The sequence below is a fragment of the Ruegeria sp. C11 genome, assembly GCF_056537725.1.
On sequence record NZ_JBQFSB010000010.1, the window covers coordinates 17,309 to 37,916 of the forward strand.

Sequence of the window (20,608 nt, forward strand, 5' to 3'; positions counted from 1 at the left end):
GACCGCCGTTCAAGCAGCAATTCTGTTGTGTTTTTGCATGACCTCGCGCGCCAGATGTCGATAGGCCATAGCCCCAAGCGAACCCGAGTCATACTGCAACACCGGAAGCGCAAATGACGGCGCTTCGCTGACCCTGACATTTCTTGGTATCTTGGTTTTAAACACCATCCCGCCCAGATTGTCACGCGCATCCTTTTCCACCTGACGGGACAAGTTGTTGCGGTTGTCGTACATGGTCAACACAACACCTTCGATTCTCAGGTTCGGATTCGCAGTCTGCCGAACCTCGCGAACAGTCAACATAAGCTGGGACAAACCCTCCAACGCGAAGAATTCGCTTTGGAGCGGAATAAGCACCGAATGTGCAGCCACCATTGCATTTACAGTCAGCAAATTCAGCGACGGAGGGCAATCGATAAGGACATAATCGAACTCATACCCGTCAATCGCGGTTTGTCGCAGTGCATCATGCAAAAGGTAGCTGCGTTTTTCGTTTGAAATCAGTTCAATATCCGCAGAACTCAGATCGACGGTCGCGGGAACAATGTACAAACCACCGATCTCGGTTTCCTGAACGACCGCCTCCAACGGTGCATCGTCCAAAATCAGATCATAAGTGGTCCAATCTCGGTCCTCGACCCCCAATCCGGTCGATGCGTTGCCCTGAGGGTCCAGATCCACCACCAGAACCCTGCAGTTTGCTTCAGCGAGGCCCGCTGCCAGGTTGATCGCTGTCGTGGTTTTTCCAACTCCGCCCTTTTGATTGGCAACCGCTATGATCCGGGGCCCAACAGGACGAGACAAATCAACCACGTGTGACTCCTTTTATTTTCAGGATAACTGCCTGAGGTTCAGTCAAACTTGTAATCGGCTCAGCATCGAATTTCCATTCCTTGCGAGCCTCTGCCAGTTCTTTTTTCCACGTGGCGCCTTTTGGAAACAGCGCCGTGCCGCCTGCCCCCAAATGCCTATGACAAAAAGATAGCAAAACTGTCAGATCCGCCAGCGCCCGAGCTGACAAAATATCCGCATTCAACGGATCAACTGCCTCGATCCTCTTCGAAATCACCCGGCAAGACGCGCCACATTCACGGGCGGCATTGCGTAGAAATGCCGATTTACGCTGATCGCTTTCCACCAGCGTAAATTCCATTCCCGGTGCTTCCTCTGTTGCCAATATCGCGCAAATTATCCCGGGAAACCCGCCCCCGCTCCCCAGATCCACCCAGTTTTGGGAGGAAGAGGTGCACCGAAAAACCTGCACAGAATCAACAATATGCCGGGTCCATACATCCTTCAGACTGTTTTTCGAAACCAGATTGATCTTTGGATTCCACCGCTGCAAAAGATCTACGAATACCGCCAGGCGCTCTTGTGTTTCACGTGAAACATTCAGCTCAGAGAGCATCTGCCCGTGTTCAGGACTCATGCCTTCATGGCTTTCTGTTTACGGCGCAGCTTTGCCAAAACCAACGTCAATGCGGCGGGAGTCACACCTTCTACACGGCTGGCTTGCGCAATATTGGCAGGTTTCGCCTCTGACAGCTTCTGCTTCATTTCAGCGGACAACCCGTCCAAAGCAAAATAGTCAAAATCCCTGGGGATTTCATGCGCCTCATCGCGCTTCATCGCTTCTACGTCGCGCTGCTGACGCGCAATATAGTTGGCGTACAAAGCATCCCTTTCGATCTGACGGCGGGTGTCGCCATCGACCTCTTTCAATCCTTCAACCAACGGCAATAACTGTTCAAAAGTCACGTGAGGGAAGGCCAGTATGGCCATTCCGTCCCGCCGGTTTCCATCCTGATTGACTTCAATCCCTGCTGACAAAACCTCACGTGGTGTATAAGTACGCTTGGTCAACGCCGACCTCACGGTTTCCAGCTTCTCCAGTTTTTTCTGAAATACTGTCCGCCTAATATCCCCCACACATCCAACATCGATTCCAATCGGAGTAAGCCGCTGATCAGCATTGTCCGCCCTCAGCGAAAGCCTGAATTCAGCGCGTGATGTAAACATTCGATAGGGTTCGGCCACACCACGGGTAGTAAGATCGTCAATCATAACCCCAATATAACTGTTTGAACGGGTGAAGTTCAGGCGATCCCTACCCAACACTTCCAACGCGGCATTAAGCCCGGCAACCAAACCTTGTGCCGCCGCCTCTTCGTATCCAGTTGTACCGTTGATCTGCCCCGCCAGGTACAGGCCGGACACTTCAGGCAGGGAAAGCTGAGCGGTCAGGACCCGCGGATCGACATAGTCATATTCGATGGCATAGCCCGGTTGCAGAATCGTGGCGTTCTCCAGCCCTTTGATTGAACGTACGTATTCTTCTTGAATATCTTCGGGCAAAGACGTGGAAATACCGTTTGGATAGATCGTATGATCTGAAACGCCTTCAGGCTCCAAAAAGATCTGATGCGAGTCCTTATCCGCAAAGCGAACAATCTTGTCCTCGATCGAGGGGCAATACCTCGGACCGACCCCGTCGATGTGCCCCCCGTACATTGCAGAGCGGGACAGGTTTTTTTCAATGATTTCATGGGTCCGCGCATTTGTATGCGTGATACCACAGGCAATCTGGGGGGCAATTACCTGATTGGAAAGAAAGGAGAATAAGGTAGGATCCTCATCACCATCCTGCCGTTCCAGATCAGACCAGTCGATTGTACGCCCATCCAAACGCGGGGGTGTTCCGGTTTTCAATCTGGCCAAAGGCAGATCAAAACTATCCAGACGCTCAGCTAGCCGGACGGATGGCCGATCACCCATACGCCCACCGGGTCGCGAAACATCACCGATATGAATGACACCCCGTAGAAAGGTCCCCGAAGTCAGGATCACCGTTTTGGTTGGGACAATCGAACCGTCTGCCAGTTCTACTCCGGTAATTCGATGGTTTTCGATAAGGAAATCGACAACTTCGCCTTCAACAACCGTCAGGTTTTCCCGCCCCACCGTTTCGCGCTTCATGGCTGCGCGATACAAGGCACGATCAGCTTGCGCCCGTGGTCCCTGCACGGCCGGGCCCTTTCGCTTGTTCAGCAGACGAAACTGAATCCCCGCCTGATCCGCGACACGCCCCATGACACCGTCCAATGCGTCGATCTCGCGAACAAGGTGCCCCTTGCCCAACCCGCCAATTGCCGGATTGCAGGACATGACGCCGATATCATTTTCCGACAGCGTTACCAAAGCCGTGTTCACGCCCATGCGTGCAGCCGCATGGGCAGCTTCGGTTCCGGCATGGCCCGCACCAACAACGACAACATCGAATTGTGAATGTTTCACGTGAAACACTCCTTACTTACCAAGGCAGAAACTGGCGAAAATCTCGTCCAGTAGATTTTCAACATCTATTCTGCCGACCAGTGATTCCAGGGCACGAATGGCGGTTCGCATCTCTTCAGCTGCGATATCATACAAATCATCACCCGATTCCAGAACCTCCAAGGCAGCGCCAAGCGCAGAATACGCCTTGTTCATAGCGACACGATGCCGTTCCCGCGTTGCAATACCAGAACTTGTGGCCCGGTCTGATAGCACACGCGATATCTGGGAAATCAACCGATCAATTCCCTGACCCGTCTTCCCTGAAATTCCGACATCACCAGTTCCGCGGGTATCGGATTTTGGCAGAACGTGAATATCACCGGATTGCATCGGAATACCAAGATCATCGGGAGCGTCTGTCAGGAACACCCTCAAATCAGCTGATTCAGCCCGCCTGCGCGCCAAGGCAATTCCCAAGCCTTCAACATGATCATCAGTGTCCCGCAATCCTGCCGTATCCAGCAGGGTGACCGGTAGCCCGGCGAGATCCATTCTGACTTCGATAACGTCCCGCGTCGTTCCGGCGTATTCCGAGGTTATGGCAGCTTCCCGCCCCGCCAGCGCATTCAGCAAGGTGGATTTTCCCGCATTTGGCGGACCGACGATCGCCACTTCGAACCCGGTGCGGATGCGTTCGGCAATTGTGACACCCTTTGCTTCCCGCTCCAGCTCTGCCATGACCTCGGTCACAAGGTCGCGCACTTCAGGGGTTACGTCCGTAGGCACATCCTCATCGGCAAAGTCGATCACCGCCTCGAGCAAGGATGCCGCCCGGATCAGCTTGCGCCGCCATCCTTCGGCCAGTTGCCCCAACTCTCCGGCCAGTATGGTCTGGGCCTGCCTGCGTTGCACTTCGGTTTCGGCGTCGATCAGATCAGCCAGCCCTTCGACTTGCGCCAGGTCCATTTTACCGTTTTCCAATGCCCGCCTGGTGAACTCACCGGGTTCAGCCATGCGTAGGCCTTCAATCTCGGACAAACATCGCAGAATTGCGTTTATCGAGGCCGTGCTGCCATGAACCTGCAACTCGGCAACATCTTCGCCGGTGAAGCTGGCCGGGGCCTGAAAGGTCAGAACCAGCCCGTCATCCAGCCGCGCGTCATCGGACGCAAACAGACTGCGCACACGCATCCCGCGCGCCGGAAGGCTGCCACCGGTCAATGCACCCGCTGCGGAAATTGCCTGAGGACCAGAGAGGCGGATGACCGCCACCCCGGCTTTGCCTTGTGCGCTGGCCAAGGCGAATATCGTGTCCATTCGAAGGCCTCGCGTCGTTTAAGACCTGTGTCAGGTGTTCATCGAATCGAAGAACTCACCGTTTGTCTTGGTCTGTTTCAACTTCGACAACAGGAACTCGATCGCATCGGTTGTTCCCATCGGGTTGAGGATGCGGCGCAGGACAAAGGTCTTGGCCAGATCGCCCTTATCGACCAACAGGTCCTCTTTCCGTGTGCCGGACTTGAGGATGTCGATAGCCGGGAACACGCGCTTGTCCGCGATCTTGCGATCCAGAACGATTTCCGAGTTACCGGTGCCCTTGAATTCTTCAAAGATCACTTCGTCCATCCTGCTGCCGGTGTCGATCAGCGCTGTGGCGATGATGGTCAGCGACCCGCCCTCTTCGATGTTCCGGGCAGCACCAAAGAACCGCTTTGGCCGCTGCAGCGCATTCGCATCCACACCACCGGTCAGAACTTTACCCGAGGATGGCACCACGGTGTTAAACGCCCTACCAAGTCTTGTGATCGAGTCGAGAAGAATAACAACATCTCGTTTATGCTCGACCAGCCGCTTGGCTTTTTCGATGACCATCTCGGACACGGCCACGTGGCGGGTTGCCGGTTCGTCAAAGGTCGAGGATACAACCTCACCCTTCACCGAGCGCTGCATGTCGGTAACCTCTTCCGGGCGTTCGTCGATCAGCAGGACGATCAGATAACACTCAGGATGGTTCTGTTCGATCGAATGCGCGATGTTCTGCAGGATTACTGTTTTACCGGTCCGCGGTGGCGCCACGATCAGCGAACGCTGACCCTTACCGATGGGGGCCACCAGGTCGATCACACGGGCCGACTTGTCCTTGATGGTGGGATCCTCGATCTCCATCTTCAGCCGCTCGTCGGGATACAGCGGCGTCAGGTTGTCGAACAGGATCTTGTGTTTGGCCTTTTCGGGGTTCTCAAAGTTGATCTTGGTGACTTTGGTCAGGGCAAAGTAACGCTCGTTATCGTCGGGTGCCTTGATTTCACCTTCGACCGTATCCCCGGTGCGCAGCGAATGCTGACGGATCATGTCAGGCGACACATAGATGTCGTCCGGACCCGGCAGATAGTTCGCCTCAGGCGACCGTAGAAAGCCGAAACCATCCTGCAGGACCTCCAGCACCCCGTCACCGCCAACGACCCATCCTTCGTCCGCACGTTCGCGCAGAATCTGGAACATCATTTCGCCCTTACGCATGGTCGAGGCGTTTTCGATCTCCAGCTCTTCGGCCATCGCCAGAAGGTCTTTGGGGCTTTTTGCCTTGAGGTCGGCAAGATTCAGGGATTCAGTTGTCATGATGATACGGACCTTGGCCACATCAGTTGCGGCTCAGAGTTGGATTTCAAACAGGAAAGAGACGCCACCCGGACGGGCGCGTTTTGACCTACATAGGCTGACTGCCGTCCGGAGTCAAACCTGCTTCAGAATTTCAAAACCACGGCAAGCACGATCACCACCATCAGAACGGTGGGAACCTCGTTCATCATGCGGTACTGACGCCCTGTCAGGGTGTTTCGCCCTTCTGCGAAATCCCTGCGTCGCGCCAGCAGCCAGTGATGAAACCACGTCATGCCGATCACCGCTGCGCCCTTGGCCCAGGGCCAGGCCCAGTCCCAGCCGACAACGCCGGGGGTAAAGACCATGATCAGCCCGCAGGCCCATGTCACAATCATCGCTGGGCGCATGATGACACGCAACAGCTTGTCTTCCATCTCAAGGAAGATTTTCGATGCACCGTCAACTTCCTGAGCCTGTTCGACGTGATAGACGAAAAGCCGGGGCAGGTAGAACAGGCCAGCCATCCAGGAAATGACAGCCATGATGTGAAACGATTTCACCCATGGGTACAGTGTGTAAAGCAGATCGGTCATTCCGGCTCCGGGCGTTGGACGGGTCATCCCTAATAAAAAAGAAAGAAAAGAAAAAGGATGATGGTTTTGTAGTGTGAACAAAAACCGTGGATTACTTTTTTACCCCTCAGTTTTCCCCAGGTGGAAAGGAAAGTTCCGGGGCATACGGAATGTTTCCCAGAAACCTGATTAATGGAATAATATCAAATATTTACCTGAACACGAAAGGGTATCAATCTGGGGATAACTACAGGATGGTTACGGAATATCCCGGTTATCCTGATCAGGCCACTTATCCTTGTCCCGGCTGGACAGAGTTCGGGCGACTCAGGGAAGTTTCGGGCGAAATTCGCGGGGTTGCGTGTCAACCGGAAACCCATACAAACCGTTCAGGAACGTTCAACGATTTGCCCACGGGGTTTTCCACATGTCTGTCCCCCTTATCCTTGCATCAGGCTCAGCGATCCGCGCGCAGTTGCTGGAAAATGCGGGTGTTCCATTTGCTGTCCAGATTCCGCGTGTCGACGAAGATACGGTGAAACGCGCCCTTCTGGCCGAGGACGCACCGCCCCGCGATATTGCCGATGCGCTGGCCGAGCTGAAGGCGCGCAGGATCAGCGACAAGAACCCCGGTGCAATGGTTTTGGGCTGCGATCAGGTTCTGGACTTTGACGGTCAGCTTCTGTCGAAGTCTCAATCGCCCGACGAGGCGCTGGCGCAGCTGAAAAAGATGCGCGGCAAGCGGCACATGTTGTTGTCGGCAGCCGTGATCTATCAAAACGGCGAACCGGTGTGGCGGCACGTCGGGCAGGTGCGGTTGCGGATGCGCGCCAGTTCGGACGCTTATCTGAAATCTTATGTGGCGCGAAACTGGGACAGCATCCGCCACGCGGTGGGTGCCTACAAGCTCGAGGAAGAAGGCGTGCGCCTGTTCGCCACCATTGACGGCGACTATTTTAACGTTTTGGGTATGCCCCTGCTGGAGCTTCTCAATTTTCTGGCGTTGCGAGGGGTGATCGAACAATGACCGACAAGCGGATTCCACTGGCCGGGGTGATCGGGCATCCCATTGCGCATTCCAGATCGCCAAAGCTGCATGGTCACTGGCTCAGAACTTATGATCTGCCGGGGCATTATGTTCCGATGGACGTCGCGCCCGCCGATCTGGAACAGGTGTTGCGCGCATTGCCCAAGACCGGTTTCGTGGGTGCCAACATCACCGTTCCGCATAAAGAGGCCGCACTGCGTCTGGCCGATCATGTCTCGGACAGCGCATCGGTGATCGGGGCGGCAAATACCCTGACTTTCCGCACGGACGGAACCATTCATGCGGACAATACGGATGGCTATGGTTTCATGGAAAACCTGCGCGCAGGTGCGCCCGACTGGAACCCGCAGGATGGGCCGGCCGTCGTGTTTGGCGCGGGCGGTGCGGCCCGCGCGGTGATTGCCGCCCTGTCCGATGCAGGCGTCCCCGAGATTATGCTGACCAATCGCACCCGCAGCAGGGCCGATCATCTGAAAGAGGAATTCGGTCAACGGATCACCGTAGTTGACTGGGTTCAGGCGGGAAATGTTATCGAAGGGTCCGAGCTGGTGGTAAACACCACCTCGCTTGGCATGACTGGCCAGCCCGAACTGCGTGTCCCTCTGGACGGTCTCCAGCCGGGTACAGTTGTAACTGATCTGGTCTATGCTCCTCTGCAAACCCACCTGCTGCATGAGGCGGAAAAGGCAGGATGTACCACCGTCGACGGTCTGGGCATGTTGCTGCATCAGGCAGTTCCGGGTTTTGAGCGCTGGTTCGGTCAGCGCCCCGAGGTGGATGAGGCAACCCGCACGGCGGCCCTGGCATGAGTTTTCTGCTTGGTCTGACCGGCTCGATCGGCATGGGAAAAAGCACCACAGCGCAGATGTTCGTCCAGGAAGGCTGCGCGTTGTGGGATGCGGATGCAGCCGTACATAGACTCTATTCAAAGGGCGGAGCGGCGGTTGAGCCAATGCGCGCGGTCTTTCCGCAGGCTATTGTCAACGGTGCCGTCAGCCGCGACGCACTAAAACGGATCATCTCGGAAACCCCCGAAACTCTGAAACGCATTGAGGGCATTGTTCATCCGCTGGTGGCTATGGATCGTGCGCAATTCCGTCAGGATGCGGACGCCGACATTCTGGTTTTTGACATTCCACTGCTGTTTGAAACCGGCGGCGAGGCTGCGATGGACGCGGTTGCTTGCGTGTCCGTCCCCGCCGAAGTTCAGAAAGACCGCGTGATGGCGCGCGGAACCATGACGGCAGAGCAGTTCGAACAGATCCGTTCCAAACAGATGCCCAACGATGAAAAATGCGCCCGTTCGGATTTCGTGATTGTCACGGACACTCTGGACCATGCGCGCGCGCAGGTGCAGGATATCGTCAGGCAGATACGGGCAGGGCTGACACATGCGTGAGATCGTTCTCGACACCGAAACCACCGGCTTTGATCCGGAAAGCGGCGACCGGATCGTTGAAATCGGCGCGGTTGAGCTGTGGAACCACGTGGCCACGGGCGAAACCTATCACGTCTACATCAATCCCGAACGGTCGATGCCCGAAGAGGCGTTTGGCGTTCACGGCATCGGTCCCGACCTGCTGGACCCCCCGCGCCCGCCGGAATCGGGGCAGATCACGCTTAGGGACAAGCCGGTCTTTGCAAAGGTTGGGCAGGAGTTCCGCGATTTCGTGGGCGACGCCAAGCTGGTGATCCACAACGCGTCCTTCGATATGAAATTCCTGAACGCCGAACTGGGTTGGATGAATGTGCCCCTGATCCCGATGGATCAGGCTATCGACACGCTGGCCATCGCGCGCAAACGGTTTCCGGGCTCGCCCGCATCGCTGGATGCTTTGTGCCGCCGGTTCGGCATCGACAACTCTAACCGTGTTTTGCACGGCGCGTTGCTAGACTCGGAAATTCTGGCTGAGGTCTATCTGGAACTGATCGGCGGGCGTCAGCCCGACTTTGGGCTGGCGACATCCGCGGCCTCGATGGGTTCCGGCGGGGCCGGAGACTGGCGCCCCACCCCGCGCGCAACGCCGTTACCCTCGCGGATCACCGAGGACGAGCGCGCCGCGCATGAAACTTTTGTCGGGAAATTGGGCGAAAACGCCCTGTGGAACCGCGCCTGACCGATATCAGGCGCGGATTATCTGATCAGGCTTCGGATTTCTGCGCCTGTTCGGCCTGACGGCGCATCAGCTCGTTGCGATACAGCGCAACAAAGTCGATGTTGTCCAGGTTGACCGGCGGATACCCACCATCGCGGGTCACGTCGCTGACGATGCGGCGCAGGAACGGGAACAGCATGCGTGGGCATTCGATCAGAAGGAATGGATGCATTTGATCCTCGGGCACACCCTCGACGTGGAACAGCCCGCAATAGTCGACCTCGAACAGGAACAGAACGTCTTCCATGCCTTTGGCCTTGGATTTGACGCTCAGCTTGATCGAAACTTCATACTGATGCTCGGTTGGCCGTTTCTTGGCGTCCAGATTTACCTGAACGGCGACCTCGGGCTGTATATCGCCCGATACACCTTTCTGCGCCATTACGTTTTCAAAGGACATGTCGCGGATGAACTGCCCCAGAACACGCATCTGAACCTGTGGTGCCTGTTCGGCCGCGGCGTTTCCTGCGGCGCTTTCTTCGGTCATGGAACTACTCCAAAAATGAAATTCGCCACTGCTTAGCAACTTGCGCGCGGCACCTCAATGCCGGTGCGGGCCTTCGACCCATTTCGAGGGTCCGGACGATTCTCTTTTAGGCTGTACTTCGGTGAATTCGCCGTCGATCGTGTCACCCTGACCAAACGGATCCTGCCCGGATCTGAAATTGGTCCGGGTTCCCATCTGGAAATGGGAAACGGTAACTTTCGACTGAACGTAGCGGAACACGCCCACCCGGACGGCGGGGATCAGTAATGCAAACCCGATGGCGTCGGTGAAAAACCCCGGCGTCAGCAGCAGAACACCCGACAGCAGGATCATCGCGCCATGGGCCAACGGCTCGGTCGGGTCGTCCAGTTCGGCAAACGAACGCTGCAGCTGTCCAAGCGCCATGCGACCTTGTGTCCGGACCAGAACCGTGCCCATTACGGCCGTCAGAACGACGATGGCAAGGGTCGGCCACAGCCCAATCAGACCGCCAACCTGTATGAACAGGGCGATTTCGATGATCGGAACCAGCAAAAAAGCCAGAAAAAGGTACATCCGGGTTATCCTTTCATGCACGGCGGGCTGTGGACTTGCCCCCGACTGTCACCTACATAGTAGCACGAGGCCATGTATACCAAGTCTCGGTTCTGAAAAGAGGACGAAATGAATTCACCCCTGATCCAGCTTCTAGTGCTGGCCGGCATTGCAGTTTTCCTGATCCTGCGTCTGAAGAACGTGTTGGGTACGCGCGAAGGGTTTGAAAAGCCGCCCCTGTCGCAGCAACCCGACAACAACAAGTCGCGCCGGGATTTCGAGGTGATCGAAGGTGGCCCTGATCACGACATCACAGATCATGTGCCCGAAGACAGCGAACAGGCGCAGACGCTGGCCGCAATGAAGCGGGTGGAGCCGACCTTTTCGGTCAGCGAATTCGTTCAGGGTTCGCGCGGCGCCTATGAAATGATCGTGATGGGGTTCGAACGCGGCAATCTGGATGAAATTCAGCCTTTCCTGGCGGAAGACGTGTTTGACACCTTCGTCTCGGTTGTCGCCGCCCGCGAAGATCAAGGCCTGACCATCGAGGCCGAATTCATCGGCGTTCGCGAAACGGTGCTGGCGGATGCACAGTTCGACAAGGATACCAACCGCGCCGAAATCACCATGCGGTTTGTGGGCGAACTGACCTCGGTCGTGCGTGACCGCGGCGGCGATATCATCGAAGGCAACCCGAACACCGTGAAACGCCAAAAGGACAGCTGGACCTTTGCCCGTGTTATGGGCACCGACGATCCGAACTGGCTGCTTGTTGCAACGGACGCATGATTGGTGCCCTCCGGTCGCTTGCTCTGGCGGGTGCGATGACTGCGGCAAGCGCGGCCGGAGCAGAAGTGACGCGAACGATCCTGTCGTTTGACGAACTGGATGGCTGGGCCGCTGATGACCATGGGGCGGCCCTTTCCACTTTTCTGAACACTTGCGGGGATCTGGACGATCCGGACTGGCGTGCCCTGTGTGGGGTGGCGCGGACATATTCCGGTGACGCCGCCAAGTCGTTTTTCGAGCTGTTCTTTCGCCCGGTTCTGGTCGAAGACGGCGATGACGCCCTGTTCACTGGCTATTTCGAACCGGAGCTAGACGGGTCCAAGACCCGCTCTGACAGATACAGATACCCGCTGTATCGCATCCCGCCAGAGGCGCGCGATGCATCCCAGTGGCTCGACCGGCGCGAGTTGCTGAGCAGCGGCGTGATGGAAAATCGCGGTCTCGAAATTGCATGGGTAGACGACCCGGTCGAGCTGTTCTTTCTGCAGATACAGGGTTCGGGCCGTATCCGTTTGCCGGATGGTAAGATGCTGCGGGTCGGATATGGCGGCGCAAACGGCCATCCCTACCGTTCCATCGGGGCCGAGCTGGTCCGGCGTGGCTTGTTGGGGGCGCATCAGGTCAGCGCCCAGATGATCCGAAGCTGGGTCCGCAAGAACCCTGAGGCCGGGGCCGAGCTTTTGTTCCACAATCCCTCCTATGTGTTCTTTCGCGAGGTCACGCGCGTGGCGCCCGAACTTGGGCCGCTAGGTGCGATGAACCGGTCGGTCACAACCCTGCGCACGATTGCCGCCGATCCGGCCTTTACCCCGCTGGGTGCGCCGGTCTGGGTCGAAAAGGATGGCAAAACTCCCATGCGCCGCCTGATGGTCGCGCAGGATACCGGATCAGCTATCAAGGGCGCTCAGCGCGCCGATATCTTTTACGGTACCGGCGATGCTGCGGGTCAGGCGGCGGGCAGGCTGAAAGATCCGGGCCGGATGGTGGTTTTGTTGCCGATTCAGCGTGCCTATGCCCTTTTACCGGATGAATTCTGATGTCGCGCCGCAAGCTGACATCAGAAGAGATCGAGTTGTGGCGCAAGGTTTCGCGCCAGACCGAGCGTCTGCATCCCGAAATCCCGCAATCGGTTCACCCGGTGAGCCTGCCCAAACCCAAGCCGAAGAAAACGCCGAAACCCCGCATTGACGAATTTGATGTTGGGCAATCCGCCAAACCCAAGGCGCCTGCGGATCGGTTCAAACCTACCCTGACCGAAAGCCTGCGCGCTGCGCCGGTTCAGATGGACAAAAAGGCGTTTGGCCGGATGAAACGGGGTAAGCTGAAACCCGAAGGCCGGATTGACCTGCACGGGATGCGGATAGACACCGCCCATCCGGCCCTGATCCGGTTCATCCTGTCGGCACAGGCGTCGGGCAAGCGGCTGGTTTTGGTGATCACCGGCAAGGGCAAGGACCGGGACGAACCCGGCCCCATTCCCACACCCCGCGGTGTTCTGCGCAATCAGGTGCCGCAATGGCTATCCCTGCCGCCGCTGACGCAGGCGGTGATGCAGGTCACGCCCGCGCATATCAGCCATGGCGGTGATGGGGCCTACTACGTCTATCTCCGCCGCACCCGCTAAAGGCTGCGCACAGCGCGGGCGATACCGAATCCCACCGACAGACAGGCCAGCAGGAAAAAGACGGCGATCCATCCGAACTGTGTTTCCAGCCCGACCCCCTGATCGATCAGTACGCCCGTCAGGCCCGGCCCGATGGCCGACCCCAGAACCATGACCGCAGCTGCGGTTGCCTTGATCGCACCGATGTGCCGGGTGCCGTAGAACTCGGCCCAGAAGGCGCTGGGCAACGTGCCGTTCGCGCCCATGGTCACAGCAAGAAAAGACATGGCCACCAGTGCACCGCCGATCGACTGGATGGTGGATAGAATGCCGAACCCGATCGCCATTGGCAGCAGGGAAAACGGCATCATCCTCGCGGTGCCCCATTTGTCCAGCGCCCAGCCCGAAGCGAACATGGAAATCATCGCAACTGCGGTAAAGGCGGGAAACAGCGCGACCAGCTCCACATGCTGCCAGCCTTTTGTCTCGGCCAGATGAACCTGATGAAAGAAAAACGCGGTAATGAAGGCGGATGGGCCCAGCAACGCCGGTGTCATGAACCAGAACAGCGGATGCAACAGCGCTTCGCGCCGTGTCCAGTGACGGCCTTCCATGCCGGTTGCCGAGTATGAGGTGGACAGGCTTTGCGGTGTACGCTCCCTGCGCAGCAACCGCATCAGCACGGGGATTCCCAGAAAGGCGACGCAGGCGGACCCGACCCACAGCAGACGCCAGTCGATAACAGCCATCGCTGAAACGAACAACAGCGGCAACAGTGCCTCACCGGCGGCAAAGCCAAGCGTGGCGATGGCCAGCGCCCTGCCCCGCGTCGCCGTAAACCAGCGCGCCATGGCCACCAGCGCCAGATGGTTGCTCATGCCTTGTCCAAAAAAACGCAGCAGGAAAATCACCACCGGCAGCAACAACAACCAGGTGTTGAATGCCATTGCCAGCGCCGCCAGCCCCAGTCCGCCCAGAACTGCCGGCCCCAGAACCCGGACCCGGAATATGTCGGTCAGACCGCCCGCCCAGATCATGACAACCGCCGACGCGGTAGTTCCCAGCGAATAGATGCCGCCCCATCCCCCGTGGCTCAGCCCGTACTCGGCCCGGATTTCCCCGGCAAAGACCGAGATAAGAAAGGTCTGACCGAAACTGGACAGAAATGTCAGTAGAATTCCCGCGCTCAACCAGGTTGCGTTCCCGGCAAGGTACCGGCGCAACCCGGCCATCATCATTCGGTTGCGACGGTCGCAGACCCGCTTTCGGTCAGTACGATTTCCGTAGCGCCCGAGTTATGCCGGGCATTCGGCGGAACCAGCAGATCAATTCCTGGTTTGTCGGGGCCAAACGTATCGCTGACCTTGCGTGCCGAACTGAGAATGGACAGCAATGCAGGGGATGTCGCCGCAACAAAGTGAGATGATTCCGCATCGCCACTGAACGCCGTCGTATTCAGAACATCAATCGGATATTCCGCCACCTTCTCGACCGAGTCGATGCTGCCCAGCCGATCGCTTCTGGATGTGCCTCGAATGCGTGCCGAAATGTTCAGTATCTTGTCCTTCTCGGACACCATCACGACGAAGGGCTGAGGTGGGTTCTTGATGCTGTCCATCTGTGATCTGAATACATCCACATCCAGATCGGGTGAGATCAGGATCACACCTTCGATGTTTTTCGCTGACCAACCCGGCTGGCGTAGCTCGGCCTGGCGCATCATCTCCATCGTCAGGGCCGATCCCATAGAATGGGCGACAATGACCACACGCTCCACCCCGAGGGCCTTAAGGTCGCGAATTGTCTGTTCCAGCCCGTCGCGCGCAAAAAGCATACTGTCGATGTCATAGGCATAGCCACCTGCCCTGGCCCGGCTGGGCCAGGAATAGATCAGGATCGATCCGGGGATACCGATATCATGCGACAGCTGCGCCGCGCGAAACGCCGTCTCGGTCTGAGTGGCGTTATAGCCGTGCACAAAGATGGTCACTTCGCGGGCGGGTCTGCCCATCTTGTTCCGCAGATGCCGACCGAAATCCTGCGCCGAATTGTACTCGGTCACACCGGCCAGCACGAACTGCTTATCCGGATTAGGATTGCCGTATGAGAAATTCAGACTGCCCGGCGTGTGCGTCGGCGGAACGGATACCGTCATTTTCATAAACCGAAGCCGATCCGCGCGCTGGAACCCGTATGTTCCGTCCAGTTCCTGTGCGCGGATCGTTGCTGCGAACACCGTTTCCGGTGTGCCAACCTCCAGCGCTTCGGGCACCGTGACCGAAACACTGCGATCTGTACACGCGGCCATCGCGAACACGAGCAGAAAGCCAAGAAGAATCCGCACCTGAGCCCAACTCCAATTTAGTCAGCGTCACGTTATATAAAAAAAGGGACGCGTCCAGTGGGTTCGGGCATATGGTGGTTAATCCGCGAATGCCTGCCAGCCGCTACAGGACGTAGCGGCTCAGGTCGGTCGATTTCGTCAGTTCGCCAAGGTTGTCCTGCACGAATTTCGCGTCCACCGTGATCTGTGTGCCCGCCTTGTCGGGCGCCACAAAGGACAGCTCCTCGAACACTCGCTCCATGACCGTGTAAAGCCGCCGCGCGCCGATGTTTTCGACGCTCTGGTTCACTTCGGCCGCGATCCGGGCAAGGGCTGCTATGCCATCCTCGCTGAAATCCACTGTGACCTCTTCGGTACCCATCAGCGCGGTGTATTGCAGCGTCAGCGCGTTGTCGGTTTCGGTCAGGATGCGCACGAAATCCCCCTCGGTCAGCGCGCGCAGCTCGACCCGGATGGGCAAACGGCCCTGAAGTTCGGGCAACAGGTCGGATGGTTTGGCGATGTGAAATGCGCCACTGGCGATGAACAGGATATGGTCGGTTTTGACCGGGCCGTGTTTCGTTGACACCGTGGTGCCTTCGATCAGCGGCAGCAGGTCACGCTGCACGCCTTCACGGCTGACATCGCCGCCACGCGCCTCGGTCCGGGCGCAGACCTTGTCGATCTCGTCCAGAAACACGATGCCGTTCTGTTCGACCGCTTCCAGCGCGGTGCGGGCGACAGTTTCGTCATCCAGCAGCTTGTCGGCCTCTTCGCCGATCAGCGCTTCATAACTGTCCGCGACGGTCATCTTGCGCTTGACCGTCCGACCCCCGAAAGCCTTGCCGAATATGTCACCCAGATTCATCATCCCCATCTGGCTGCCGGGCTGGCCGGGAATGTCGAACATCGGCATTGGATTCGATGTATCCGACAGTTCCAGCTCGATCACCGTGTCATCCAGCTCACCCGCTTTCAGCTTTTTGCGGAACATTTCGCGCGTACCTTCGCGGGCGTCCTCACCGGCGATGGCGGCAATGACCCGATCCTCGGCGGCCTGGTGCGCCCGCGCCTTCACATCCTCACGCATGTACTCACGCGTTTGTAAGATCGCCGCATCTGCCAGATCGCGCACGATCTGTTCCACGTCGCGCCCGACATAACCAACCTCGGTGAACTTGGTCGCCTCGACCTTGATGAAGGGCGCCCGCGCTAGTTTGGCCAGACGGCGGCTGATTTCGGTCTTGCCGACGCCGGTGGGGCCGATCATCAGGATATTCTTGGGATAGACCTCTTCGCGGATGTCATCGGGCAGCTGCTTGCGCCGCCAGCGATTGCGCAGGGCCACGGCAACCGCGCGTTTAGCATCCTTCTGGCCAATGATGAAACGGTCCAGTTCCGAGACGATCTCGCGCGGGGTCAGGTCGGTCATGTGTTTTCTATCCAATTGTTCCGCCCCGGAACCTAATCATGGGGCGCAAAAACACAAGCCGATCACGAAAAGATCACGCGTGCACACGAAACGCGCACGCTTTCTCGTTGTGTTGTGAGTGGCTTACTCACCTCATCCTCCGACATAAAGAACGGCATCAGGCATGTCGCCTGTATCTATTCAATGGAGACCAACCGAAATGCTGACTCGCCGTTCCCTGTTTCTTACCGCTGCTGCTTCGGGCGCGGCCCTGACCCTTGCCAGTGCTACTACCGCATTGGCTGGTGGCTACAAAAAAGGCAGCTTCGAAGGCCGTTCGAACCATGTCACCAGCGGTTCCGTCAAGCTGGTCAAAGATGGTGACCGCTATATCGTCGAACTCGGCGATAACTTCTCACTGGATGGCGGCCCGGATCCGCGCGTGGCGCTGGGCACGGACGGAACATACGATCCCGACACCAAACTGGGTGCGCTGCTGAATCTAACCGGCAGTCAGTCTTACGCGGTGCCGCCAACGCTGGACACGTCGAAATACAACGAGGTTTACATCTGGTGCGAAGTCGCCGGTGTGCCATTGGGCGTAGCGACGCTGAACTAAATCAGGCGCAAAACGCGGTGTAAAAGGGGCCGGATCCGCCGGCCCCACTTGCATTCCGAACCCAGCCCTTCCGATCCGGTGGGAAAAAACGGAAATTCTGCTAAACTCCCGCCATTGGGGGAATTTTGCATGACAACCATTACCCGGATCACATTGCTTTTTGTTGTTTTTGTCGACCTGATCGGACAGGGATTGGTCTTTCCGATCATCAACTCGCTGATCATGGAAACGGATTCCGGGTTTCTCCCCAAATCGACGCCGATGGGCAGCCGCCATTTCTATTATGGCCTCGTCATCGGATCGTTTTTCCTGTCGTGGTTTCTGGGCGTTGTTTACGTTTCCAAGGTTTCGGATTCGATTGGCCGCAAGAATGCTCTGCTGATCTGTCTGGGTGGCGCGTTGGCCGGGTATGCCATCACGATCGTGTCGCTATATCTCAACAGTCTGGCCCTGCTGATCCTTGGAAGGTGCATCACCGGGTTTACGGCCGGAAACCAGCCCATAGCGCAGGCCGCCATGATCGATGGCAGCACAGATGCGGCGGATCGAGACCGCAACATGGGTTATATCGTGACAGGTGTCAGCTTTGGCCTTGTCGGCGGCCCGATCATCGGCGCTGTCTTGTCGGACAAAACCCTGCTGGGCAGCGCCGCAACACTCAAAACACCTTTCTACGGCGCCTTCATCCTTGTTTTCATCGCGATTTTTCTGGTGCTGTTCTTTTTCAAGAACACCCGGACCGAAAGGGTGCAGTTCGTCTTTCGTGCGCGTGACATCACCGACAGCCTGATCGCGGTACGCGGCCATCCGATGGTGCTGAAAATCCTGCCCGTCTATACCTTTTTCATGATCGCCAACGTCACGTTTTACGTCTTCGTCGATAACTTCCTGACGAGCGCTTTCGGTTACGGCGTCGTGGGCGGCAGCATGGCGATGGTGACCATCGGTTTTGCACTGGCCTTTTCCAGCACTTTTCTGGTGAAGCCTGCGCAGGAACGGTTCAGCAAGCACAGCATCATTCACACTTCACTTGTGACCATGGTCATCTGCGGCTTTGCATTCGCCTTCAGCCCCAGCGGCGTGCTCAGCTATATCCCGGTGTTCTTATTCTATTTCCTGTTCGGGGTTGCCTATCCGACAATGCTGGGCCTGTTTTCCTCAAGCGTCAGCGAAGGGGATCAGGGCTGGGTCATGGGCGTCACGACCGCCGTGTTCTGCCTAGCAGGCGGCATCATGTCACTGATTGGCGGCGGGTTGATGAGCATCGACATCCGCGTACCGTATTACATCGTGATCGCCTCGGCCATCATCGGCATCATCGGGATGTATCGCAGATGGCGCGGCAAAGAGATCGCCGCGCTGTTGGCCTGACCCGTCACTAGATGGTTTCAACCGTCAGGTTGCCGTTGGTATACACGCAGATATCGGCGGCAATCGCCATTGCCTCGCGCGCAACCTCTTCTGCAGTCTTGTCGCTGTCCATCATGGCCCGCGCGGCGGCCAGCGCGAAGTTACCACCCGATCCGATGGCAGCCACATCATGCTCGGGCTCCAGCACATCCCCTGCCCCGGTGATCACCAATAGCTCGGTGCCGTCGGTCACGATCAACATCGCCTCCAGCTTTTGCAGGTACTTGTCGGTGCGCCAGTCCTTGGCCAGCTCTACAGAGGCCCGCGTCAGCTGACCCGGTGTCGCCTCCAGTTTGGCCTCAAGCCGCTCGAGCAGGGTGAAGGCATCCGCGGTCGATCCGGCAAAGCCTGCCACAACCTCGAACCCGCCCGGCGACAGGCGGCGCACCTTACGTGCGGCTCCCTTGATCACGGTCTGCCCTAGGCTGACCTGACCGTCCCCGGCAATGACAACCTTGCCGCCCTTCTTGACGCCGATGATGGTCGTGCCGTGCCAACCGGGAAAATCGTTATCTGCCATGAAAGCCTCCGTTGGGTTCGCAGAACTATATGGGCCGACTGCGCGTGTGACGCAACCGGTTCTCAAACCACCTCAAAGATATGCATAAATTGCATTCCGGGGCTGTCGAACCGGCAATTGTGGGACTCAGTGAATGCACTTACATGAGGCTTACAACCGACGAGGGGTCGGCTGTTTGAGTTAAAAGGAACGCGCAAAATGGCAACTACCGCAAACATCCATGCGCCGCTCGGAGCAGCTACCGTTCTCCATGTAGTGGACGCTTTCATCTCGGCCAAAAACGCCATCATCGAATGGAACGAAGCCCGGGTGACCCGCAAAATTCTTTCGAAGCTGAGCAACGCCCAGCTTTCCGATATCGGCCTGAGCCGTAGCGACATCGAAAAAATCTGATCCCGACAACGGATCACCAAATTAAGACAGGCCGCTCATGTGAATGAGCGGCCTTTTTTGTCAGCTCTGCTGGTATTGACCGGAAAGATCCGGCAAAAACGCCTCGACAGCCGCAGTCGCCACGACGTGACGTGTGCCCGTGTCGGCATCCTCGACATCCAGCCCGCCCTTGACGGCCCGCACCTTCGCCCGCCCGCGCGGCAGATCGGCAGCGACCAGCGCGCAATCCACCTTGTCAGGCTGCTGCACGGCAATGGTCACTTCGACCCGCATTTCGCTGTGATCGATACCAAGGTTTGAAAACAGGGTGATCGACGAATGGTGCAGCGCGTCCTGAACCGCGCGGCGGGCGGCTTTGGTATAATCCTGACCATATAGGTCATTGCCGGTGCCCATTTCCAAAATGATGCGTTTGTCGGTCATGCGGTGCGCTCCATGTCAAACGAAACGGCAATGGCCGCATTGGCAATGACGGTTCGGCCCTGGCCTTGTGGTTTGTCGATGTCCAACCCGCCCTGCGTGACGGTGATCGACGGCTGGCCATACGGGAACACTGCTTTCAGCGCCTCGGCATCCACCTTGTCGGGTTGCTGCACTCCGATCTCGGCTTCAATGATCATCGCTTCCTTGGGAAAGCCGAACAGCTCGGCCATGTTGACCGAGTTGCGCCACAGCGCATCCCTGACCGCCCGCAGTGCGGCCTCGGTATAATCTTCCCGCCTGAGCGACGTGCCCATTCCGAATTCCACAAGTACGCGTGTTTTGGGCATGTGGCCTCCTTTTCATAATTCCATGGCCAGACCTGCACGACTTTGCACAAATAGAAAGGACCAGAATGGCCGGGTACATCCGGCCACCTGAACCGT

General features: G+C 57.6%; 24 protein-coding genes. 10 read left to right on the forward strand and 14 right to left on the reverse strand.

Features of this window, described 5'->3' with window-relative positions; translation table 11 throughout:
* Positions 1-9 precede the first annotated feature (9 nt).
* The 6 genes from ACR0NA_RS16970 to hemJ all read right to left on the reverse strand — a co-directional run bounded on the left by ACR0NA_RS16970 (position 10) and on the right by hemJ (position 6,470).
* Complete coding sequence (locus ACR0NA_RS16970) at positions 10-813, reverse strand: AAA family ATPase (protein WP_170655382.1); 804 nt, start codon at positions 811-813, stop codon at positions 10-12.
* Positions 806-1,429 (reverse strand): 16S rRNA (guanine(527)-N(7))-methyltransferase RsmG, encoded by a 624-nt coding sequence (gene rsmG, locus ACR0NA_RS16975; RefSeq protein WP_480730912.1) that lies wholly within the window; start codon positions 1,427-1,429, stop codon positions 806-808. The genes ACR0NA_RS16970 and rsmG overlap by 8 nt, the downstream gene beginning before the upstream one ends.
* On the reverse strand, positions 1,426-3,294 hold the full coding sequence (gene mnmG, locus ACR0NA_RS16980; RefSeq protein WP_480730914.1) for a tRNA uridine-5-carboxymethylaminomethyl(34) synthesis enzyme MnmG: 1,869 nt from the start codon (positions 3,292-3,294) through the stop codon (positions 1,426-1,428). Before mnmG ends, rsmG begins: the two co-directional genes overlap by 4 nt.
* 12 nt (positions 3,295-3,306) lie before the next feature.
* Positions 3,307-4,593, reverse strand: coding sequence for a tRNA uridine-5-carboxymethylaminomethyl(34) synthesis GTPase MnmE (mnmE, locus tag ACR0NA_RS16985; RefSeq protein ID WP_480730916.1), 1,287 nt, complete (start codon positions 4,591-4,593; stop codon positions 3,307-3,309).
* A gap of 30 nt (positions 4,594-4,623) precedes the next feature.
* Positions 4,624-5,895, reverse strand: a complete 1,272-nt coding sequence (gene rho, locus ACR0NA_RS16990) for a transcription termination factor Rho (RefSeq protein ID WP_170655374.1) — start codon at positions 5,893-5,895, stop codon at positions 4,624-4,626.
* A 125-nt stretch (positions 5,896-6,020) separates the two neighbouring features.
* A complete protein-coding gene (hemJ, locus tag ACR0NA_RS16995) occupies positions 6,021-6,470 on the reverse strand; it encodes a protoporphyrinogen oxidase HemJ (protein ID WP_480730918.1) in 450 nt (149 codons plus the stop codon).
* A gap of 406 nt (positions 6,471-6,876) precedes the next feature.
* On the opposite strand from hemJ, the gene ACR0NA_RS17000 reads away from it, so the two are divergent.
* Genes ACR0NA_RS17000 through dnaQ form a run of 4 tightly spaced genes read left to right on the forward strand, consistent with a single transcriptional unit; the run spans position 6,877 to position 9,614 of the window.
* A complete protein-coding gene (locus tag ACR0NA_RS17000) occupies positions 6,877-7,476 on the forward strand; it encodes a Maf family protein (protein ID WP_480730920.1) in 600 nt (199 codons plus the stop codon).
* Positions 7,473-8,306, forward strand: coding sequence for a shikimate dehydrogenase (locus ACR0NA_RS17005; RefSeq protein WP_480730922.1), 834 nt, complete (start codon positions 7,473-7,475; stop codon positions 8,304-8,306). Before ACR0NA_RS17000 ends, ACR0NA_RS17005 begins: the two co-directional genes overlap by 4 nt.
* Entirely contained in the window at positions 8,303-8,896 is a 594-nt protein-coding gene (gene coaE / locus ACR0NA_RS17010; RefSeq protein ID WP_480730924.1) for a dephospho-CoA kinase, read from the forward strand. The genes ACR0NA_RS17005 and coaE overlap by 4 nt, the downstream gene beginning before the upstream one ends.
* Positions 8,889-9,614, forward strand: coding sequence for a DNA polymerase III subunit epsilon (gene dnaQ, locus ACR0NA_RS17015; RefSeq protein WP_480730926.1), 726 nt, complete (start codon positions 8,889-8,891; stop codon positions 9,612-9,614). The genes coaE and dnaQ overlap by 8 nt, the downstream gene beginning before the upstream one ends.
* 25 nt (positions 9,615-9,639) lie before the next feature.
* Here dnaQ and secB read toward each other — a convergent pair whose 3' ends face one another.
* Together secB and ACR0NA_RS17025 are read right to left on the reverse strand one after the other, a co-directional pair.
* The gene (gene secB / locus ACR0NA_RS17020; RefSeq protein WP_170655362.1) at positions 9,640-10,140 is read right to left on the reverse strand and encodes a protein-export chaperone SecB; all 501 of its coding nucleotides are present in this window, start codon (positions 10,138-10,140) and stop codon (positions 9,640-9,642) included.
* A 54-nt stretch (positions 10,141-10,194) separates the two neighbouring features.
* Positions 10,195-10,695: an FxsA family protein gene (locus ACR0NA_RS17025; RefSeq protein ID WP_480730928.1), complete on the reverse strand. Its 501-nt coding sequence runs from the start codon at positions 10,693-10,695 to the stop codon at positions 10,195-10,197.
* 108 nt (positions 10,696-10,803) lie between these two features.
* Here ACR0NA_RS17025 and ACR0NA_RS17030 point away from each other — a divergent pair, with 108 nt between their 5' ends.
* Genes ACR0NA_RS17030 through ACR0NA_RS17040 form a run of 3 tightly spaced genes read left to right on the forward strand, consistent with a single transcriptional unit; the run spans position 10,804 to position 13,087 of the window.
* Entirely contained in the window at positions 10,804-11,463 is a 660-nt protein-coding gene (locus ACR0NA_RS17030) for a Tim44/TimA family putative adaptor protein (RefSeq protein WP_480453099.1), read from the forward strand.
* Positions 11,460-12,500, forward strand: coding sequence for a murein transglycosylase A (mltA, locus tag ACR0NA_RS17035; RefSeq protein WP_480730931.1), 1,041 nt, complete (start codon positions 11,460-11,462; stop codon positions 12,498-12,500). Before ACR0NA_RS17030 ends, mltA begins: the two co-directional genes overlap by 4 nt.
* The gene (locus ACR0NA_RS17040) at positions 12,500-13,087 is read left to right on the forward strand and encodes a Smr/MutS family protein (RefSeq protein ID WP_480730934.1); all 588 of its coding nucleotides are present in this window, start codon (positions 12,500-12,502) and stop codon (positions 13,085-13,087) included. The genes mltA and ACR0NA_RS17040 overlap by 1 nt, the downstream gene beginning before the upstream one ends.
* On the opposite strand, the gene ACR0NA_RS17045 is transcribed toward ACR0NA_RS17040, so the two are convergent.
* The 3 genes from ACR0NA_RS17045 to hslU all read right to left on the reverse strand — a co-directional run bounded on the left by ACR0NA_RS17045 (position 13,084) and on the right by hslU (position 16,821).
* Positions 13,084-14,304, reverse strand: coding sequence for an MFS transporter (locus ACR0NA_RS17045; protein WP_480730936.1), 1,221 nt, complete (start codon positions 14,302-14,304; stop codon positions 13,084-13,086). The two genes, ACR0NA_RS17040 and ACR0NA_RS17045, sit on opposite strands and share 4 nt — an antisense overlap.
* On the reverse strand, positions 14,301-15,410 hold the full coding sequence (locus ACR0NA_RS17050; RefSeq protein WP_480730938.1) for an alpha/beta hydrolase: 1,110 nt from the start codon (positions 15,408-15,410) through the stop codon (positions 14,301-14,303). The genes ACR0NA_RS17045 and ACR0NA_RS17050 overlap by 4 nt, the downstream gene beginning before the upstream one ends.
* Positions 15,411-15,513: 103 nt before the next feature.
* Positions 15,514-16,821 carry an ATP-dependent protease ATPase subunit HslU gene (gene hslU, locus ACR0NA_RS17055; protein WP_480730940.1) on the reverse strand — a complete coding sequence of 436 codons (1,308 nt, stop codon included), beginning with the start codon at positions 16,819-16,821 and terminating at the stop codon, positions 15,514-15,516.
* A 199-nt stretch (positions 16,822-17,020) separates the two neighbouring features.
* Here hslU and ACR0NA_RS17060 point away from each other — a divergent pair, with 199 nt between their 5' ends.
* On the forward strand, positions 17,021-17,419 hold the full coding sequence (locus ACR0NA_RS17060; protein WP_480730942.1) for a DM13 domain-containing protein: 399 nt from the start codon (positions 17,021-17,023) through the stop codon (positions 17,417-17,419).
* A gap of 129 nt (positions 17,420-17,548) precedes the next feature.
* Complete coding sequence (locus tag ACR0NA_RS17065) at positions 17,549-18,790, forward strand: MFS transporter (RefSeq protein WP_480730944.1); 1,242 nt, start codon at positions 17,549-17,551, stop codon at positions 18,788-18,790.
* A 7-nt stretch (positions 18,791-18,797) separates the two neighbouring features.
* On the opposite strand, the gene hslV is transcribed toward ACR0NA_RS17065, so the two are convergent.
* Complete coding sequence (gene hslV / locus ACR0NA_RS17070) at positions 18,798-19,349, reverse strand: ATP-dependent protease subunit HslV (RefSeq protein ID WP_480453091.1); 552 nt, start codon at positions 19,347-19,349, stop codon at positions 18,798-18,800.
* A 198-nt stretch (positions 19,350-19,547) separates the two neighbouring features.
* Here hslV and ACR0NA_RS17075 point away from each other — a divergent pair, with 198 nt between their 5' ends.
* Complete coding sequence (locus ACR0NA_RS17075) at positions 19,548-19,742, forward strand: DUF1127 domain-containing protein (protein ID WP_480453090.1); 195 nt, start codon at positions 19,548-19,550, stop codon at positions 19,740-19,742.
* Positions 19,743-19,802: 60 nt separating this feature from the next.
* Here the strand turns inward: ACR0NA_RS17075 and ACR0NA_RS17080 are convergent, their stop codons facing one another.
* The gene (locus ACR0NA_RS17080; protein ID WP_480730946.1) at positions 19,803-20,165 is read right to left on the reverse strand and encodes a Lin0512 family protein; all 363 of its coding nucleotides are present in this window, start codon (positions 20,163-20,165) and stop codon (positions 19,803-19,805) included.
* Complete coding sequence (locus ACR0NA_RS17085) at positions 20,162-20,512, reverse strand: Lin0512 family protein (RefSeq protein WP_480730948.1); 351 nt, start codon at positions 20,510-20,512, stop codon at positions 20,162-20,164. The genes ACR0NA_RS17080 and ACR0NA_RS17085 overlap by 4 nt, the downstream gene beginning before the upstream one ends.
* Positions 20,513-20,608: the final 96 nt, after the last annotated feature.

Bases quoted from the DNA above. Each gene is read 5' to 3' on its own strand.
- ACR0NA_RS17075 (WP_480453090.1), top strand. From the start codon at position 19,548: ATGGCAACTACCGCAAACATCCATGCGCCGCTCGGAGCAGCTACCGTT.
- coaE (WP_480730924.1), top strand. From the start codon at position 8,303: ATGAGTTTTCTGCTTGGTCTGACCGGCTCGATCGGCATGGGAAAAAGC.
- ACR0NA_RS17080 (WP_480730946.1), bottom strand. From the start codon at position 20,165: ATGACCGACAAACGCATCATTTTGGAAATGGGCACCGGCAATGACCTA.
- ACR0NA_RS17000 (WP_480730920.1), top strand. From the start codon at position 6,877: ATGTCTGTCCCCCTTATCCTTGCATCAGGCTCAGCGATCCGCGCGCAG.
- hslV (WP_480453091.1), bottom strand. From the start codon at position 19,349: ATGGCAGATAACGATTTTCCCGGTTGGCACGGCACGACCATCATCGGC.
- ACR0NA_RS17025 (WP_480730928.1), bottom strand. From the start codon at position 10,695: ATGTACCTTTTTCTGGCTTTTTTGCTGGTTCCGATCATCGAAATCGCC.
- hslU (WP_480730940.1), bottom strand. From the start codon at position 16,821: ATGACCGACCTGACCCCGCGCGAGATCGTCTCGGAACTGGACCGTTTC.
- dnaQ (WP_480730926.1), top strand. From the start codon at position 8,889: ATGCGTGAGATCGTTCTCGACACCGAAACCACCGGCTTTGATCCGGAA.
- mnmE (WP_480730916.1), bottom strand. From the start codon at position 4,593: ATGGACACGATATTCGCCTTGGCCAGCGCACAAGGCAAAGCCGGGGTG.
- ACR0NA_RS17060 (WP_480730942.1), top strand. From the start codon at position 17,021: ATGCTGACTCGCCGTTCCCTGTTTCTTACCGCTGCTGCTTCGGGCGCG.
- rho (WP_170655374.1), bottom strand. From the start codon at position 5,895: ATGACAACTGAATCCCTGAATCTTGCCGACCTCAAGGCAAAAAGCCCC.
- secB (WP_170655362.1), bottom strand. From the start codon at position 10,140: ATGACCGAAGAAAGCGCCGCAGGAAACGCCGCGGCCGAACAGGCACCA.
- ACR0NA_RS17045 (WP_480730936.1), bottom strand. From the start codon at position 14,304: ATGATGATGGCCGGGTTGCGCCGGTACCTTGCCGGGAACGCAACCTGG.
- mltA (WP_480730931.1), top strand. From the start codon at position 11,460: ATGATTGGTGCCCTCCGGTCGCTTGCTCTGGCGGGTGCGATGACTGCG.
- hemJ (WP_480730918.1), bottom strand. From the start codon at position 6,470: ATGACCGATCTGCTTTACACACTGTACCCATGGGTGAAATCGTTTCAC.
- ACR0NA_RS17085 (WP_480730948.1), bottom strand. From the start codon at position 20,512: ATGCCCAAAACACGCGTACTTGTGGAATTCGGAATGGGCACGTCGCTC.
- ACR0NA_RS17065 (WP_480730944.1), top strand. From the start codon at position 17,549: ATGACAACCATTACCCGGATCACATTGCTTTTTGTTGTTTTTGTCGAC.
- ACR0NA_RS17040 (WP_480730934.1), top strand. From the start codon at position 12,500: ATGTCGCGCCGCAAGCTGACATCAGAAGAGATCGAGTTGTGGCGCAAG.
- rsmG (WP_480730912.1), bottom strand. From the start codon at position 1,429: ATGAGTCCTGAACACGGGCAGATGCTCTCTGAGCTGAATGTTTCACGT.
- ACR0NA_RS17005 (WP_480730922.1), top strand. From the start codon at position 7,473: ATGACCGACAAGCGGATTCCACTGGCCGGGGTGATCGGGCATCCCATT.
- ACR0NA_RS17030 (WP_480453099.1), top strand. From the start codon at position 10,804: ATGAATTCACCCCTGATCCAGCTTCTAGTGCTGGCCGGCATTGCAGTT.